Source organism: Streptomyces sp. NPDC030798 (assembly GCF_055572275.1).
Genome location: NZ_JBVIDR010000001.1, coordinates 823,754 through 840,595 on the forward strand (window position 1 = coordinate 823,754; position 16,842 = coordinate 840,595).

Sequence of the window (16,842 nt, forward strand, 5' to 3'; positions counted from 1 at the left end):
CAGCGACCCGCAGCGGGGAAACTCCTGGGTGGAAGGCTGTTGTTCATGGCCATGGCGCAGCCCGAGCGGGGCGGGCTGCTGCCCGAACGCACGGGCCCCCTTCGCGGCACGCTCGCCACCACGGCCTGCATGGAGACACTGCAGGTCGGCTATCTGCACGCGGTCGCCGCCGCGGCGGGCTGCTCGCTGTCCCAGCCCTTCCCGGACAACGGCATCGACTGGCACGTCAGTCACAGCGCGCCCGGCCACACGGTGGACGACGAGGTCACCATCAAGGTGCAGCTCAAGTGCACCTACCAGATCGCCCCCAACCCCCCGGGCCGCTTCTTCTCCTTCACGCTCGACAACGACCATCTGCGCAAGCTCGCCCGCACCCCGGTCTCGGTGCACAAGATCCTGGTCGTCATGCTCGTCCCGCGCGCCCAGGACGACTGGCTGCGCGCCGGCCACGACCGGCTCGACCTCAGGCACTGCTGCTACTGGACCAACCTCGCCGGCCACCCGGTCACCGGCCGGCACCGGACCACCGTGCGGATCCCGACCTCGCGCATCTTCGACGACCGGGCGCTGTGCGAGATCATGGCCCGGGTGGGAACGGGAGGCAGGCCGTGAGAAGCCGTCCGTACGAGGAACTGCCGCGTCAGGTCCGGCCGCACCCCGACGACCTCGTCTGGAACCGGCCGCCCGACCCGGCCCAGGTCGACCCCGCCGTGCTCGGCGCCCTGCTGCACCGGCACGGCTGGCAGCGGCGCGGGGGAGCGCCCGGGCGCTACGGCCGCTGGACCCCGCCCGTGCCGGGCGCCGGCGGGACCAGCCTGCTGGTGCCCGAGAGCCGGGCCTTCCCCGACAGCGACGACCTGCTCGGCGAGGCCCTCGACGCCCTCACCCGCAGCGACACGCCCTCCGCGCGCGAGGTGCTGATCGCCCTCGCCGTGCCCAGCGACGAGATCCGCTGGTGGCGCGACACCCCGGGCGGGCCGGCGGGCGCCGCGCCCTGGACGGCCGACGAGCGCCTGCGCGGCGCCGCCCGGCAGATGCTGCTCGCCGCCGCCCTCGCCACCCGCGCGCGGGCCGGCTACTACGGCGCCCGGCACCGGCGGCCCGCCGCCGCCCTGCTGGAGAACGTGCTCGTCGGCCCCGCCGCCGAGGGCCGCAGCCTGACCGCCTTCGCGCCGGTGGCCGCCGGCCGCCCGCTCGCCGTCCGGCTCCACCAGGCCCTGTACGCGGCCCGCGAGGCCATCGACTACCAGCGGGCCACCGGCGGCATGGACGCCTTCGACGGCGCCGTCGAGGCCGGTGTCAGCCGGGAGCTGACGGAGGCGCTGACCGCTCTCGTGCGCGGCACCGAGGGCGCCCGCGTCGCCGTCGCCTGGGCCCCCGGGGCCGGGGTGCCCGCGGGCTGCGCGGCCTCCGCCGAGCCCGTCGAGTTCTCCCCCGGCGACCTGCCCGCGCTGCACGCGGCCGGCGCCCGCTATCTGCGCGAGGAACCCTCCGTCCCGGTCCGCGTCACCGGTGCCGTGGTCCGGATGCGCCGCTCCGGCCCGCGCGGCGAGGGCACGGTACGGCTGCGGGTGCTGGCCGGCGCCGAGGTCCCGCACGTCCGCGTCACCCTGGGCGAGGAGGAGTACCGCATCGCCGGCCACGCCCACCTCGTCGGCCTCCCGGTGCGCGTGGACGGCAGGCTCGAGCGCCGGGGCGGCTTCCGCCGGCTCACCGGCGCCTGCGGTGTCGTACCCGTACAGGTGGACGAGGCCGAGCGGGACCGGCTGCTGAAGTCCCTGCAGGAGAACCTGGACTATGTCGAGGAGGCGTACGGGACCGAGGACGGAGGGTGACCGTTTCGCGGTCGGTGGTGTCGGGTCGGTACGATCCCTTGTGCGCGCGCTCCTGGTATGGCGCCGCACCCCACCTTCAGTCAGGAGAGACCGGTGTCAGACGTCCGTGTGATCATCCAACGCGATTCCGAGCGGGAAGAACGCGTGGTGACGACGGGCACTACGGCCGCCGACCTCTTCGCGGGCGAGCGCTCGATCATCGCCGCGCGCGTGGCCGGCGAGCTGAAGGACCTCGCGTACGAGCTTGCCGACGGTGACGAGGTCGAGGGCGTCGACATCACGTCCGAGGACGGCCTGAACATCCTGCGCCACTCCACCGCGCACGTCATGGCGCAGGCCGTGCAGGAGCTGTTCCCCGAGGCCAAGCTGGGCATCGGCCCGCCCGTCAAGGACGGCTTCTACTACGACTTCGACGTCGACAAGCCCTTCCACCCCGATGACCTCAAGGCCATCGAGAAGAAGATGCAGGAGATCCAGAAGCGGGGGCAGAAGTTCTCCCGCCGCGTGGTCACCGACGAGCAGGCCCGCGAGGAACTGGCGGACGAGCCGTACAAGCTGGAGCTGATCGGCCTCAAGGGCGCCGCCTCGCACGACGACGGCGCGGACGTCGAGGTCGGCGCCGGCGAGCTGACGATCTACGACAACCTGGACGCCAAGACCGGCGAGCTGTGCTGGAAGGACCTCTGCCGCGGTCCGCACCTGCCCTCGACCCGGCTCATCCCGGCGTTCAAGCTGATGCGCAACGCAGCCGCCTACTGGCGCGGCAGCGAGAAGAACCCGATGCTCCAGCGCATCTACGGCACCGCCTGGCCGACCAAGGACGAGCTGAAGGCGTACCTGGACTTCCTCGCCGAGGCGGAGAAGCGCGACCACCGCAAGCTCGGGTCCGAGCTGGACCTGTTCTCCATCCCCGAGCAGATCGGCTCCGGCCTCGCCGTCTTCCACCCCAAGGGCGGCATCGTCCGCCGCGTGATGGAGGACTACTCGCGCCGCCGCCACGAGGAGGAGGGCTACGAGTTCGTCTACACCCCGCACGCGACCAAGGGGAAGCTCTTCGAGACGTCGGGTCACCTGGACTGGTACGCCGACGGCATGTACCCGCCCATGCAGCTCGACGAGGGCGTGGACTACTACCTCAAGCCCATGAACTGCCCGATGCACAACCTGATCTTCGACGCGCGCGGCCGCTCCTACCGTGAACTGCCGCTGCGCCTCTTCGAGTTCGGGACCGTGTACCGGTACGAGAAGTCGGGCGTCGTGCACGGCCTGACCCGGGCCCGCGGCTTCACCCAGGACGACGCGCACATCTACTGCACCCGTGAGCAGATGTCCGAGGAACTCGACAAGACGCTCACCTTCGTCCTCGGCCTGCTGCGCGACTACGGCCTGACCGACTTCTACCTGGAGCTGTCCACCAAGGACCCGGAGAAGTTCGTCGGTTCCGACGAGGCCTGGGAGGAGGCGACCGAGACGCTGCGCCAGGTCGCCGAGAAGCAGGGTCTGCCCCTCGTCCCGGACCCGGGCGGCGCCGCCTTCTACGGCCCGAAGATCTCCGTCCAGACCAAGGACGCCATCGGCCGCACCTGGCAGATGTCGACCATCCAGCTCGACTTCAACCTGCCCGAGCGCTTCGACCTCGAGTACACCGGCCCCGACGGCTCCAAGCAGCGTCCGGTCATGATCCACCGCGCGCTGTTCGGCTCCATCGAGCGGTTCTTCGCGGTCCTGCTGGAGCACTACGCGGGCGCCTTCCCGGCGTGGCTGGCGCCGGTCCAGGCGATCGGCATCCCGATCGGTGACGGGCACGTGGAGTACCTCGAGAAGTTCGCCGCGGCCGGCAAGAAGCAGGGCCTGCGCATCGAGGTGGACTCGTCCTCGGACCGCATGCAGAAGAAGATCCGCAACGCCCAGAAGCAGAAGGTGCCCTTCATGGTCATCGCGGGCGACGAGGACATGTCGAACGGCTCGGTCTCCTTCCGCTACCGCGACGGCTCCCAGGAGAACGGCATCCCGTTCGACGAGGCCCTCGCCAAGATCGCGAAGGTCGTGGCGGAGCGCACCCAGGTCTGATCCGCGCGACCGGCCAGGGCCCCCGGGAGGTTCAGCGTCCCGGGGGCCTTTCGTCACCCTCGCGGGAGAAGGTCTGCATCAGCCAGGACGAGAACGATCCCGTCACCGCGCCGAGCAGGGCGAGCCCGCAGGCCATGATGGCGGTCGCGATCATCCTGCCGAGCATGGTCACCGGGGTGACGTCGCCGTAGCCGACGGTGCTGAGCGTCGAGGCGGCCCACCACACGGCGTCCCCGAAGGTGCGGATGGTCGCCCCGGGCGCCCCGCGTTCCTGCTGGTAGACCGCGAGCGCCGCGGAGAACCCGAGCAGCACGGTGGACAGGCCCGCGTACGCGATCACCCGCACGTGCAGGGACAGCCGGGGGTCTCCCTGCCGACGCTGGATGACGTCGTAGAGCGGCACGATCCGCAGCGGGCGCAGCAACGGCAGAAGGACCACGACCGTGTGCAGGAAGTGCGTGCTGACGAAGCGGACGAAGCGCTGCCTCCCCAGGCGCCAGCGCACCACGTAGTCCACGGCGAACAGCACCCACAGGGCCAGCAGCACGAGCCCGCACAGGCTCCGCCAGAAGGGCGCCAGGTGCGTGGCGAGCACACGGGTCGCATAGGCGGCAAGGAAGAGCAGCGAGGCCAGGAACAGCGGAATCTCGGTGCGCTGCTCCCAGCGGGCGTAGCGGCTGTCGTCGTCCACCGGCCAAGCTTGGCCGGTGACCGCCTCCCCGCCGCCCCGGCGACACGCCGCGAACGGGCGAAGCCATATGCTGCCTTGCATGACGAGTGAGCCGGAGCAGCAGATCGGAGTGGGGACGCAGGACGCGTTCCAGCGCCTGTGGACGCCCCACCGGATGGCCTACATCCAGGGCGAGAACAAGCCGACCGGTCCTGGGGCCGACGACGGCTGTCCCTTCTGCTCGATCCCGGCCAAGTCCGACGAGGACGGGCTGATCGTCCGCCGCGGCGAGCACGTCTACGCCGTGCTGAACCTCTACCCGTACAACGGCGGCCACCTGATGACCGTGCCCTTCCGGCACGTGGCCGACTACACCGACCTGAACGGTGCGGAGACCGCCGAGCTGGCCGAGCTGACCAAGCAGGCGATGACCGCCCTGCGCACCGCCTCCGGCGCGCACGGCTTCAACATCGGCATGAACCAGGGGACGGTGGCCGGCGCCGGCATCGCCGCCCACCTCCATCAGCACATCGTCCCGCGCTGGGGCGGCGACACGAACTTCATGCCGGTGGTCGGCCACACCAGGGTGCTGCCCCAGCTCCTGGCGGACACCCGCAAGATGCTGGCGGAGGCCTGGCCCGTCTAGAGTCCCCGGTGCCCTCTGTCGAGGGCACCGCTCACGCGTCGTACAGGTCCGCCTTCCGCGGGGTCGGGTCCTGCACCTGGCCGCTGAGGAAGGACGAGCGGGTGCCGAACTTCTCCGTGTCGACGCCGTTCTCCTCCAGGACCCGGATCGCCGCCGAGTGCACCACCCGCAGCACCGGCGTGGCCGCGCGCAGCGCGTCGTCGGCCATGAAGCGGTGCCGCCACGGCTGGTCGGCCCAGGCGTGCCGCAGGCCGAACGGCTCGGGCAGGACCAGGGAGCCGCCGAGCCAGTTGAGCAGCGGCGGGTACCAGGTCAGCGGGGCGCGCGCGGTGAGCCGTACCACCTCGTCGGTGGGCACCAGGGGCAGACTGACCGTGCGGTTCTCCCAGGGCTTGAGCGACTTGGCGACCTCCTTGGTGGGCGCCGCCGGCTTGGTGGTGAACAGCGGGTTCACCGGTCCCAGCGCGTGCCCGGTCACCTCGATGCGCAGCGTCTCGTGCAGCACGGTCACCGTGATCAGCATGGTGATGACCAGCTGCCCGTCCCACAGCGTCCACTGCACGCCCAGATAGTGGCGGTCACCGCTGCCGAACTGCTGCTTGTTGCAGATGTCCTGTATCGCGTGCTGCTTGACCTGGAAGGCCTCGACGTCCGTGCCCTCGGGCCGGGACACCTCCTTGGCGTTCTCCCCGATCGGCGTGACGATCCAGTGCCGTATCGACGGCCGGGGGAAGCCGCCGGTGTTCAGCGGGCCCCGCTCCAGCATGCGGAGCTGGTCGTGGATCGAGCGGATGACGTCCCAGCTGCGGAAGGGGTGGATCTCCCGGCCGGCGTCGGCGGGCACCAGGTCCTCCGCCAGGTGCCAGGCGCCCCAGCGGGTGCCCATGCCGAGTATGCCCTTGGGCCCGGCGTAGAAGACCGAGTTGGACCGCTGCTCGGCGCTGAGCCGGGCCAGCGACTGGCGCAGCTGCTCGGCCGCGGTCTCGCCGGGGCTGCGCGGCACCGCCTCGGGCACCTTGGCGCCGACGCTGCTGCCCGAGAGCAGCCCGTCCCAGCGCGCCCGCAGGTCCTTCGCGGAGCGCTCGCAGATCTGCTTGGCCCAGAACCAGCCGAGCACCGGGGCGACCACGGCCGCGCGCGCGTACCACCCCCAGAAGCCGGTGAACGGCATCTTCAGCAGGAACAGCCCGGCGAGCACGCCGACCCCGGTGAGCAGGGCGGTGGCCAGCGCCCCGGCCCGCTTGTCGTCGCGCTTGGCGACGAGGGAGCGGAGCTGGAAGACGAGCAGCCAGCCGATCAGTCCCGGCAGGAAGATCAGACCGCACAGCACCATGACGGCGGTGAGCCGGTTGTCCCGCTCCCGGCGGATGTTGTTGGCCGCCATGCAGTGCTCGACGACGACCTGGGGCTCGGCGCCGAAGGACTGGATGAGCGGCTTGCGGCCGGGCGCCAGCATGCGGTCGACCACCGCCCGGGAGAAGGCCTCACCGAGGTTGGGCCGCAGCAGCGCCCACTTGCCGGGCTTGACCGTCGACTGGTGCCATTCGTTGTCGGTCTTCTTGATGTCCTCGACCACGTTGTCCCGGTAGGCCGCAGAGGCCAGGGCGAACGTCGCCGCCTGCCCCTCGTCGCCGGAGACGGGCACCTGCGGCCCGTCCCACTCCGTTCCCACCGACATTCCCGCCCCCATCGCCGCCGGCCCCGCTCCTGCGGCCTTCCCGACTTCCCTGGTCCGCACACCTGTTGAACAGGCCGACGTGCCGGCACCACGGCAGGACCGCGGGCGCCCGGCACGACGTGATCACGTGATCAGCGTATCCGCAGCCACCGACACGGCGTCGGCGGACGGCCGAAGCCGCCCACCGGCGCACGGAGTGGCGAGGTGGTGAACTACGGGGTCTCGCCCGCCTGTTCGCGCACCCGTTCGGCGATCTGCGGTGGCATCGGCTCGTGCCGGGCGTACGCGCGGTCGAAGCGGGCCGTGCCGTGGGACAGGGAGCGCAGGTCGATGGCGTACCGGCCGATCTCGAACTCGGGCACCTCGGCGCGCACCAGGGTCCGTCCGGAGCCCACCTGCTCGGTGCCGAGCACCCGGCCGCGCCGGCTCGACAGGTCGCTCATCACCGCGCCCACGTAGTCGTCGGGCACCAGGACGGTCACCTCGGCCACCGGCTCCAGCAGATGGATCCGGGCGTCGGCCGCGGCCTCGCGCAGGGCCAGCGCGCCCGCCGTCTGGAAGGCGGCGTCGGAGGAGTCCACCGAGTGCGCCTTGCCGTCCAGCAGGGTGACCCGCACGTCCACGAGCGGATAGCCGGCGGCGACCCCCTTGGCGGCCTGCGCCCGCACGCCCTTCTCCACGGACGGGATGAACTGGCGCGGCACGGCACCGCCGACCACCTTGTCCACGAACTCGATGCCCGAGCCGCCGGGCAGCGGCTCCACCTCGATCTCGCAGATGGCGTACTGCCCGTGCCCGCCGGACTGCTTCACGTGCCGCCCGCGCGCGGCGGCCTTCGTGGCGAACGTCTCCCGGAGGGAGACCCGGTGCGGCACGACGTCGACCTGGACGCCGTACCGGCTGCGCAGCCGCTCCAGGGCCACGTCCGCGTGCGCCTCGCCCAGGCACCACAGGACCACCTGGTGGGTGTCCTGGTTCTGCTCGAGCCGCATCGTGGGGTCCTCGGCGACCAGCCGGGACAGGCCCTGGGAGAGCTTGTCCTCGTCGGCCTTGCTGTGCGCCTGGATGGCGAGCGGCAGCAGCGGGTCCGGCATCTGCCACGGCTCCATCAGCAGCGGCTCGTCCTTGGCCGAGAGCGTGTCCCCGGTCTCGGCGCGGGCCAGCTTGGCCACGCACACCAGGTCGCCGGCGACGGCCTGGGGCACCGGGCGCTGCTGCTTGCCGAACGGCATCGACAGGGCGCCGACCTTCTCGTCGACGTCGTGGTCCTCGTGCCCCCGGTCGGCCAGGCCGTGCCCGGAGACGTGCACCGTCTCGTCGGGGCGCAGGGTGCCGGAGAAGACGCGGACCAGGGAGATGCGGCCGACGTAGGGGTCGGAGGAGGTCTTGACGACCTCGGCGACCAGCGGGCCGCTCGTGTCGCAGGCCTTCAGCTCGCGCGGCTTGCCGTCGAGGGTGGTGACCGCGGGCATGGGGTGCTCGAACGGGGTCGGGAACCCGCCGGTGATCAGTTCCAGCAGTTCGACCGTGCCGAGGCCCTGCCGAGCGCCCTCGGCGGCGGGGGCGGCGGCCAGGACGGGGAAGAAGGTGCCGCGCGCGACGGCCCGCTCCAGGTCCTCGATCAGCGTCTTGACGTCGACCTGTTCGCCGCCCAGATACCGGTCCATGAGGGTCTCGTCCTCGCTCTCGGCGATGATCCCCTCGATGAGCCGATTGCGGGCCTCCTCGATGTCCGGCAGCTGGTCCTCGCCGGGTTCGGACTCCTTGCGCTCGCCGGTCGAGTAGTCGAACAGCTTCTGCGACAGCAGCCCGGTCAGCCCGGTCACGGGCGCGTGCCCGTCGGGTCCCTCGGGGCCGCGCAGCGGCAGGTACAGCGGCAGCACGGCGTCGGGGTCGTCCGCGCCGAACGCCTCCGCGCACACGCGGGTCATCTCCTCGAAGTTCGCGCGCGCGGCCTCCAGGTGCGTGATCACGATCGCGCGGGGCATGCCGACGGCCTGGCATTCCTCCCACACCATGCGGGTGGAGCCGTCCACGCCGTCCGAGGCCGAGACGACGAAGAGGGCCGCGTCCGCCGCGCGCAGACCGGCCCTCAGTTCCCCGACGAAGTCCGCGTAGCCGGGGGTGTCCAGAATGTTGATCTTGATGCCGTCCCATTCGACCGGGACCAGCGAGAGCTGTACCGAGCGCTGCTGGCGGTGCTCGATGTCGTCGTAGTCGGAGACGGTGCCGCCGTCCTCGACGCGGCCCGCCCGGTTCAGCGCCCCCGCGGTCAGTGCGAGGGCCTCCACCAGAGTCGTCTTGCCCGAACCGGAGTGGCCGACCAGCACCACATTCCGTACGGACGCGGGGTGGTCGGCCGCCAGAGCCCTGCCGGCGGCCCCGGGGTGGTGAGTCTGTGCCTTGTCGCCCATGATCCTGCCTCCCGTGCACGGTGAGGTCACTGTGGGCGCGGACACGCGGGACCCGCGTGCACTGGCGGCTCCGGCGACGCCCGCGGTTCTTCGACCTTCCCACTCCCGTCACCCCGCGTCCATACGAAGGACCGACGGACGGCCGGCGGACCGCCGGCGGACGGCCGCGGATCACCGTGAAGGGGATGCCGCGGCCCAGGTCGTGCCCCCGCGCGCGGGCCCGCACCGGCTCGGGGGCCCGGCTGCGGGTGCCCGTCAGCCGCGCACACGCGCGCGTGGCTACGATGGGCCAGCCGGAGGCCACCAGGGCCGCGGCCAACCGACCGTCGGGAAGGCCATGCTGAACAAGTACGCGCGTGCTTTCTTCACGCGTGTCCTCACGCCGTTCGCCACGTTTCTCATCCGCCGGGGCGTGAGCCCCGACACGGTCACGCTCATCGGCACCGCCGGCGTGGTCGCGGGAGCGCTGGTCTTCTACCCCCGGGGCGAGTTCTTCTGGGGCACGGTCGTGATCACGCTGTTCGTCTTCTCCGACCTGGTCGACGGCAACATGGCCCGCCAGCTGGGCCGCTCCAGCCGCTGGGGCGCCTTCCTGGACTCCACCCTCGACCGGGTCGCCGACGGCGCGATCTTCGGCGGCTTCGCCCTCTGGTACGCGGGCCACGGCAACGACAACGCGCTGTGCGCCGTCTCGATCTTCTGCCTGGCCAGCGGGCAGGTGGTGTCGTACACCAAGGCCCGCGGCGAGTCGATCGGACTGCCGGTCGCGGTGAACGGGCTGGTCGAGCGCGCCGAGCGGCTGGTGATCTCCCTGGTCGCGGCCGGTTTCGCGGGCCTGCACAAGTTCGGTGTACCGGGCATCCAGTGGCTGCTGCCGATCGCGCTGTGGATCGTCGCCGTGGGCAGCCTCGTCACGCTGATCCAGCGCGTCGTCACCGTCCGCCGCGAGTCCGCCGAGGCGGAGGAGGCGGCGGCACGGCAGAGTGCGTCCCAGGGGAGTGAGGCGGCGCAGTGAGCACCGCCGACCGGCTCACCGACACCCTGTACGGACTCGGCTGGAGCACCGTCAAGAGGCTCCCCGAACCCGTCGCCGTCCGTCTCGGGCGCACCATCGCCGACCTCGCCTGGAAGCAGCGCGGCAAGGGCGTGCAGCGCCTGGAGGCCAACTACGGGCGCGTGCTGCCCGACGCGACGCCCGAGCGCCTCGCCGAGCTCTCGCGCGCGGGGATGCGGTCGTACCTGCGCTACTGGATGGAGTCCTTCCGGCTCCCGGCCTGGAGCGCCGAGCGCGTCAAGGCGGGCTTCGACCCCAAGGACCTGCACCACCTCACCGACGGCCTGGCCGCCGGCCGCGGGGTGATCCTCGCCCTGCCGCACCTGGCCAACTGGGACCTGGCCGGCGCCTGGGTCACCACCGCGCTCGAAACGCCGTTCACGACGGTCGCCGAGCGCCTGAAGCCCGAGACGCTGTACGACCGGTTCGTCGCCTACCGGGAGGGCCTCGGCATGGAGGTCCTGCCGCACAGCGGCGGCGCCGCCTTCGGCACCCTGGCCCGCAGGCTGCGCGACGGCGGGCTGGTCTGCCTGGTCGCCGACCGGGACCTGTCCGCCTCCGGCGTCGAGGTCGAGTTCTTCGGCGAGAAGGCCCGGATGCCCGCGGGGCCGGCCCTCCTCGCCCAGCAGACCGGCGCCCTGCTGCTGCCCGTCACCCTCTGGTACGACGACTCACCCGTCATGCGGGGCCGGGTGCATCCCCCGGTCGACGTACCGGAGTCAGGTACCCGGCCCGAGAAGACGTCTGTCATGACACAGGCGCTGGCCGACGCCTTCGCCACCGGAATCGCCGACCATCCGCAGGACTGGCACATGCTCCAGCGCCTGTGGCTCGCCGACCTCGACCCCGCGAAGGGACCCTCGTGAGAATCGGGATCGTCTGCCCGTACTCCTGGGACGTGCCCGGTGGCGTCCAGTTCCACATCCGCGACCTCGCCGAGTACTTCCTGCGCCTCGGTCACGAGGTCTCGGTCCTGGCCCCGGCCGACGACGACACCCCGCTGCCGCCCTACGTCGTCTCGGCCGGCCGCGCCGTCCCCGTGCCGTACAACGGCTCGGTGGCGCGGCTGAACTTCGGCTTCCTGTCGGCCGCGCGGGTGCGGCGCTGGCTGCACGAGGGCAAGTTCGACGTGATCCACATCCACGAACCGACCTCGCCCTCGCTCGGCCTGCTGACCTGCTGGGCGGCCCAGGGGCCCATCGTGGCCACCTTCCACACCTCCAACCCGCGCTCCCGCGCGATGATCGCCGCGTACGCGATCCTGCAGGCCGCCCTGGAGAAGATCAGCGCCCGGATCGCGGTGAGCGAGTACGCCCGCCGCACCCTGGTCGAGCACCTCGGCGGGGACGCGGTGGTCATCCCCAACGGCGTCGACGTCGACTTCTTCGCCAAGGCCGAACCGCGGCCGGAGTGGCAGGGCGACACCATCGGCTTCATCGGCCGCATCGACGAGCCCCGCAAGGGCCTGCCGGTCCTGATGCGGGCGCTCCCGAGGATCCTCGCCGCCCGGCCGCAGACACGGCTGCTGGTGGCGGGCCGGGGCGACGAGAAGGCCGCCGTCGAGGACCTGCCGAGGGAACTGCGCTCCCGGGTGGAGTTCCTCGGCATGATCAGCGACGAGGACAAGGCGCGGTTCCTGCGCAGCGTCGACCTCTACGTCGCGCCCAACACCGGTGGCGAGAGCTTCGGCATCATCCTGGTCGAGGCCATGTCGGCGGGCGCCCCCGTCCTCGCCTCCGACCTGGACGCCTTCGTGCAGGTCCTCGACCAGGGCCAGGCGGGCGAGGTGTTCGCCAACGAGGACGCGGACGCGCTGGCCGAGGCCGCCCTGCGGCTCCTCCAGGACCCGGCCCGGCGGGCCGAACTGCGCGAGCGGGGCAGCGCCCACGTGCGCCGCTTCGACTGGTCGACGGTCGGCGCCGACATCCTGTCCGTGTACGAGACGGTGACCACCGGCACGACCGCGGTGGCCACCGACGAGCGCTCGGGCCTGCGCGCACGCTTCGGGCTCGCGCGGGACTGAGCCGGGGACCGGCTGACGTACCGCACGACCGGAACGCACAGGGCGGCGACCGGGGCGATCACCGCTAGGGCGTTCCGGATCCGGCGGCTCCTGCGCCCCTCGCCCCCGTCGCCCGGCGTGCTCCCGGGCCGGTGCCCCGCTGTGGGGCGCCCGTGCACTCCATGAATCCCCGTGCCGGAGCCGGGTAGCCTTGCCGCCCGTGACCACCCTCATCTGGATCCTCGTCGCGCTGCTGGCGATCGGTGTGTACCTCAGCTGGACGGCCGGGCGGCTGGACCGGCTGCACGTGCGGATGGACGCCGCGCGGGCCGCACTCGACGCGCAGCTGCTGCGGCGGGCCTCCGTGGCGCAGGAGCTGGCCACCTCGGGGGTGCTGGACCCCGCCGCCTCGATCGTGCTCTACGAGGCCGCGCACGCCGCCCGGCAGGCCGAGGAGGAGCATCGGGAGGTCGCCGAGAGCGAGTTGAGCCAGGCCCTGCGCGCAGTCTTCGAGGATCCGCAGCAGGTGGAGGCCGTCCGGGAGGCCCCGGGCGGCGAAGAGGCGGCACATGAGCTGGCCGAGGCCGTCCGCCGGGTCCCGATGGCCCGCCGTTTCCACAACGACGCCGTGGGAGCGGCCCGCAGGCTCCGCGAGCACCGCAAGGTGCGCTGGTTCCGGCTGGCCGGCCACGCCCCGTTCCCGCTGGCCTTCGAGATGGACGACGAGCCGCCGGCGGCCCTGGTGGAGCGGGCCGCCTGACCTCACTCGAGGCAAAAGGATCCACCGGCTTGCCATTGGCCCTTGCTGTGGCCTGGTCCACTCGCGTTTCCTCGGTGCTGCACCAAACCCTCTTCCCCTTCAGTGAGGTCACCCGTGTCCACCATCGAGAACCAGGCTCCCGAGACCGGCACCGCGCGCGTGAAGCGCGGCATGGCCGAGCAGCTCAAGGGCGGCGTGATCATGGATGTCGTCACGCCGGAGCAGGCGAAGATCGCCGAGGACGCGGGCGCCGTCGCCGTCATGGCCTTGGAGCGGGTCCCGGCCGACATCCGCAAGGACGGCGGCGTGGCCCGGATGTCCGACCCGGACATGATCGAGGGCATCATCGACGCCGTCTCCATCCCGGTCATGGCCAAGTCCCGCATCGGCCACTTCGTCGAGGCCCAGGTCCTGCAGTCCCTCGGCGTCGACTACATCGACGAGTCCGAGGTCCTCACCCCGGCCGACGAGGTCAACCACTCCGACAAGTGGGCCTTCACCACCCCCTTCGTCTGTGGCGCCACCAACCTGGGCGAGGCCCTGCGCCGCATCGCCGAGGGCGCCGCGATGATCCGCTCCAAGGGCGAGGCCGGCACCGGCAACGTCGTCGAGGCCGTGCGCCACCTGCGCCAGATCAAGAACGAGATCGCCAAGCTGCGGGGCTTCGACAACCACGAGCTGTACGCCGCCGCCAAGGAGCTGCGCGCCCCCTACGAGCTGGTCCGCGAGGTCGCCGAACTGGGCAAGCTGCCGGTGGTCCTGTTCTCCGCCGGCGGCGTGGCCACCCCGGCCGACGCGGCCCTGATGCGTCAGCTCGGCGCCGAGGGCGTCTTCGTCGGCTCCGGCATCTTCAAGTCCGGCGACCCGGCCAAGCGCGCCGCCGCCATCGTCAAGGCGACCACCTTCTACGACGACCCGAAGATCATCGCGGACGCGTCCCGCAACCTCGGCGAGGCCATGGTCGGCATCAACTGCGACACCCTCCCCGAGACCGAGCGCTACGCCAACCGCGGCTGGTAACCACCCATGTCCGAAGCACCTGTCATAGGCGTCCTGGCCCTCCAGGGCGACGTACGGGAGCACCTCATCGCCCTGGCCGCGGCCGACGCCGTGGCCAGGCCGGTGCGGCGCCCCGAGGAACTCGCCGGGGTCGACGGCCTCGTGCTGCCGGGCGGCGAGTCCACCACCATCTCCAAACTGGCCGTCCTCTTCGGCGTGATGGAGCCCCTCCGCGCGCGCGTGCGGGACGGCATGCCCGTCTACGGCACCTGCGCCGGCATGATCATGCTCGCCGACAAGATCCTCGACCCGCGCTCGGGCCAGGAGACCATCGGCGGCATCGACATGATCGTGCGCCGCAACGCCTTCGGCCGGCAGAACGAGTCCTTCGAGGCCGCGGTCGACGTCAAGGGCGTCGCGGGGGATCCTGTGGAGGGCGTCTTCATCCGCGCCCCGTGGGTCGAGTCCGTCGGCGCCGGCGCCGAGGTGCTCGCCGAGCACCAGGGCCACATCGTCGCCGTCCGCCAGGGCAACGCGCTCGCCACGTCGTTCCACCCGGAACTGACCGGCGACCACCGCGTGCACTCCCTGTTCGTCGACATGGTGCGCGCCAACCGGACACCGGAGTCCTAGTAGGATCTCTGGCGTTCGTACGGAGACGGGTTACGCGAAGGAGACAGGCAGATGTCCGGCCACTCTAAATGGGCCACGACGAAGCACAAGAAGGCCGTGATCGATGCCAAGCGCGGCAAGCTCTTCGCGAAGCTGATCAAGAACATCGAGGTCGCGGCGCGGATGGGCGGCGTCGACCTCGACGGCAACCCGACGCTCTACGACGCCGTCCAGAAGGCCAAGAAGCAGTCGGTTCCCAACAAGAACATCGACTCGGCCATCAAGCGCGGCGGCGGCCTCGAGGCCGGCGGCGCCGACTACGAGACGATCATGTACGAGGGCTACGGCCCCAACGGCGTCGCGGTGCTGATCGAGTGCCTCACCGACAACCGCAACCGCGCCGCCTCCGACGTCCGCGTCGCCATGACCCGCAACGGCGGCTCCATGGCCGACCCGGGCTCGGTGTCGTACATGTTCAGCCGCAAGGGCGTCGTCATCGTCCCCAAGGGCGAGCTGTCCGAGGACGACGTGCTGGGCGCGGTGCTGGACGCCGGCGCCGAGGAGGTCAACGACCTCGGCGAGACCTTCGAGGTCATCAGCGAGGCCACCGACCTGGTCGCGGTCCGCACCGCCCTCCAGGAGGCCGGCATCGACTACGACTCCGCCGAGTCCAGCTTCGTGCCCTCCGTCCAGGTCGAGCTGGACGAGGAGGGCGCCAAGAAGATCTTCAAGCTCATCGACGCGCTCGAGGACAGCGACGACGTGCAGAACGTCTTCGCCAACTTCGACGTGAGCGACGAGATCATGGAGAAGGTCGACGCGTAACGCTGCCGCGGACCGAGCGGTACGGCGGGCCGGTGGGACACGTCCCCCGGCCCGCCGCCGTTGTCAGTGGCGGCCGATAACCTGGCGTCGGTCGTGGATCATTCACGACGATGGCGGATGAGGGGAGGGGCGCTGTGCGCGTACTCGGGGTGGACCCCGGGCTGACCCGGTGCGGCGTCGGTGTCGTCGAGGGCGTCGCGGGGCGCCCGCTCACCATGGTCGGTGTCGGCGTCGTCCGCACGCCCGCGGACGCCGATCTCAGCCACCGGCTCCTCGCCGTCGAGCAGGGCATCGAGCAGTGGCTGGACGAGCACCGGCCCGAATACGTCGCCGTGGAGCGCGTCTTCAGCCAGCACAACGTGCGCACCGTCATGGGCACCGCCCAGGCCAGCGCGGTCGCCATGCTGTGCGCCGCCCGGCGCGGCATCCCCGTCGCCCTGCACACCCCCAGCGAGGTCAAGGCCGCCGTCACCGGCAGCGGACGCGCCGACAAGGCACAGGTCGGCGCCATGGTCACGCGGCTGCTCCGGCTGGCGGCGCCGCCCAAGCCGGCCGATGCCGCCGACGCCCTCGCGCTCGCCATCTGCCACATCTGGCGCGCCCCCGCGCAGAACCGACTCCAGCAGGCCGTCGCCCTGCACACCTCGAAAGGCCGTACGGCATGATCGCCTTCGTGAGCGGACCGGTCGCCGCCCTCGCCCCCGACTCAGCGGTGGTCGAGGTGGGCGGCATCGGCATCGCCGTCCAGTGCACCCCGAACACGCTCTCCGGGCTGCGGACCGGCCGGCCGGCCAAGCTGGCCACCTCCCTGGTCGTCCGTGAGGACTCCCTGACGCTGTACGGCTTCGCCGACGACGACGAGCGCCAGGTCTTCGAGCTGCTGCAGACCGCGAGCGGCGTCGGCCCGCGCCTGGCCCAGGCGATGCTCGCCGTGCACTCCCCGGACGCGCTGCGCCGCGCGGTCGCCACCGGTGACGAGAAGGCTCTCGTCGCCGTCCCCGGCATCGGCAAGAAGGGCGCCCAGAAGCTGCTGCTGGAGCTGAAGGACCGGCTCGGCGAGCCCGTCGGCGCGCCTGCCGTCGGCGCCCCCGTCTCCCAGGGCTGGCGCGACCAGCTGCACGCGGCCCTGATCGGCCTCGGCTACGCCACCCGGGAGGCCGACGAGGCCGTCTCCGCCGTGGCCCCGCAGGCCGAGGCCGCCGGCGGCACCCCGCAGGTCGGCCGGCTGCTGAAGGCCGCCCTGCAGACCCTCAACCGCGCCCGCTGACCCCGACCCC

At 71.9% G+C, this 16,842-nt stretch carries 16 protein-coding genes; 13 read left to right on the plus strand and 3 right to left on the minus strand.

The window, feature by feature from the left end; translation table 11 throughout:
- The first annotated feature begins 45 nt into the window (after positions 1-45).
- From ACZ404_RS03850 to thrS, 3 genes are all read left to right on the plus strand, one after another.
- Positions 46-612: a DUF4365 domain-containing protein gene (locus tag ACZ404_RS03850; RefSeq protein ID WP_468435653.1), complete on the plus strand. Its 567-nt coding sequence runs from the start codon at positions 46-48 to the stop codon at positions 610-612.
- Positions 609-1,835: a hypothetical protein gene (locus ACZ404_RS03855; protein ID WP_468435654.1), complete on the plus strand. Its 1,227-nt coding sequence runs from the start codon at positions 609-611 to the stop codon at positions 1,833-1,835. The genes ACZ404_RS03850 and ACZ404_RS03855 overlap by 4 nt, the downstream gene beginning before the upstream one ends.
- Before the next feature lie 93 nt (positions 1,836-1,928).
- Positions 1,929-3,905 (plus strand): threonine--tRNA ligase, encoded by a 1,977-nt coding sequence (gene thrS / locus ACZ404_RS03860; protein ID WP_468435655.1) that lies wholly within the window; start codon positions 1,929-1,931, stop codon positions 3,903-3,905.
- A 31-nt stretch (positions 3,906-3,936) separates the two neighbouring features.
- Here thrS and ACZ404_RS03865 read toward each other — a convergent pair whose 3' ends face one another.
- Positions 3,937-4,596: a potassium channel family protein gene (locus ACZ404_RS03865; protein ID WP_468435656.1), complete on the minus strand. Its 660-nt coding sequence runs from the start codon at positions 4,594-4,596 to the stop codon at positions 3,937-3,939.
- 67 nt (positions 4,597-4,663) lie between these two features.
- On the opposite strand from ACZ404_RS03865, the gene ACZ404_RS03870 reads away from it, so the two are divergent.
- Entirely contained in the window at positions 4,664-5,221 is a 558-nt protein-coding gene (locus ACZ404_RS03870) for an HIT family protein (protein ID WP_468435657.1), read from the plus strand.
- 31 nt (positions 5,222-5,252) lie between these two features.
- Here the strand turns inward: ACZ404_RS03870 and ACZ404_RS03875 are convergent, their stop codons facing one another.
- Positions 5,253-6,899, minus strand: a complete 1,647-nt coding sequence (locus ACZ404_RS03875; protein WP_468435658.1) for a hypothetical protein — start codon at positions 6,897-6,899, stop codon at positions 5,253-5,255.
- A gap of 212 nt (positions 6,900-7,111) precedes the next feature.
- A complete protein-coding gene (locus tag ACZ404_RS03880; protein ID WP_468435659.1) occupies positions 7,112-9,313 on the minus strand; it encodes an elongation factor G-like protein EF-G2 in 2,202 nt (733 codons plus the stop codon).
- A gap of 337 nt (positions 9,314-9,650) precedes the next feature.
- On the opposite strand from ACZ404_RS03880, the gene pgsA reads away from it, so the two are divergent.
- The 9 genes from pgsA (at position 9,651) to ruvA (ending at position 16,832) form a co-directional block, all read left to right on the plus strand.
- Positions 9,651-10,328 (plus strand): phosphatidylinositol phosphate synthase, encoded by a 678-nt coding sequence (pgsA, locus tag ACZ404_RS03885; RefSeq protein WP_468435660.1) that lies wholly within the window; start codon positions 9,651-9,653, stop codon positions 10,326-10,328.
- A complete protein-coding gene (locus ACZ404_RS03890; RefSeq protein ID WP_468435661.1) occupies positions 10,325-11,233 on the plus strand; it encodes a phosphatidylinositol mannoside acyltransferase in 909 nt (302 codons plus the stop codon). The genes pgsA and ACZ404_RS03890 overlap by 4 nt, the downstream gene beginning before the upstream one ends.
- A complete protein-coding gene (locus ACZ404_RS03895; protein WP_468435662.1) occupies positions 11,230-12,390 on the plus strand; it encodes a glycosyltransferase family 4 protein in 1,161 nt (386 codons plus the stop codon). Before ACZ404_RS03890 ends, ACZ404_RS03895 begins: the two co-directional genes overlap by 4 nt.
- Positions 12,391-12,580: 190 nt before the next feature.
- Complete coding sequence (locus ACZ404_RS03900; protein WP_468435663.1) at positions 12,581-13,129, plus strand: LemA family protein; 549 nt, start codon at positions 12,581-12,583, stop codon at positions 13,127-13,129.
- Positions 13,130-13,243: 114 nt separating this feature from the next.
- Entirely contained in the window at positions 13,244-14,149 is a 906-nt protein-coding gene (gene pdxS / locus ACZ404_RS03905) for a pyridoxal 5'-phosphate synthase lyase subunit PdxS (RefSeq protein WP_468435664.1), read from the plus strand.
- A 6-nt stretch (positions 14,150-14,155) separates the two neighbouring features.
- Positions 14,156-14,761, plus strand: coding sequence for a pyridoxal 5'-phosphate synthase glutaminase subunit PdxT (gene pdxT, locus ACZ404_RS03910; protein WP_468435665.1), 606 nt, complete (start codon positions 14,156-14,158; stop codon positions 14,759-14,761).
- Between the two features lie 51 nt (positions 14,762-14,812).
- Positions 14,813-15,565: a YebC/PmpR family DNA-binding transcriptional regulator gene (locus ACZ404_RS03915; protein ID WP_351242888.1), complete on the plus strand. Its 753-nt coding sequence runs from the start codon at positions 14,813-14,815 to the stop codon at positions 15,563-15,565.
- Positions 15,566-15,699: 134 nt separating this feature from the next.
- Positions 15,700-16,230, plus strand: a complete 531-nt coding sequence (gene ruvC, locus ACZ404_RS03920; protein ID WP_468435666.1) for a crossover junction endodeoxyribonuclease RuvC — start codon at positions 15,700-15,702, stop codon at positions 16,228-16,230.
- Positions 16,227-16,832, plus strand: coding sequence for a Holliday junction branch migration protein RuvA (gene ruvA / locus ACZ404_RS03925; RefSeq protein WP_468435667.1), 606 nt, complete (start codon positions 16,227-16,229; stop codon positions 16,830-16,832). The genes ruvC and ruvA overlap by 4 nt, the downstream gene beginning before the upstream one ends.
- Positions 16,833-16,842 lie beyond the last annotated feature (10 nt).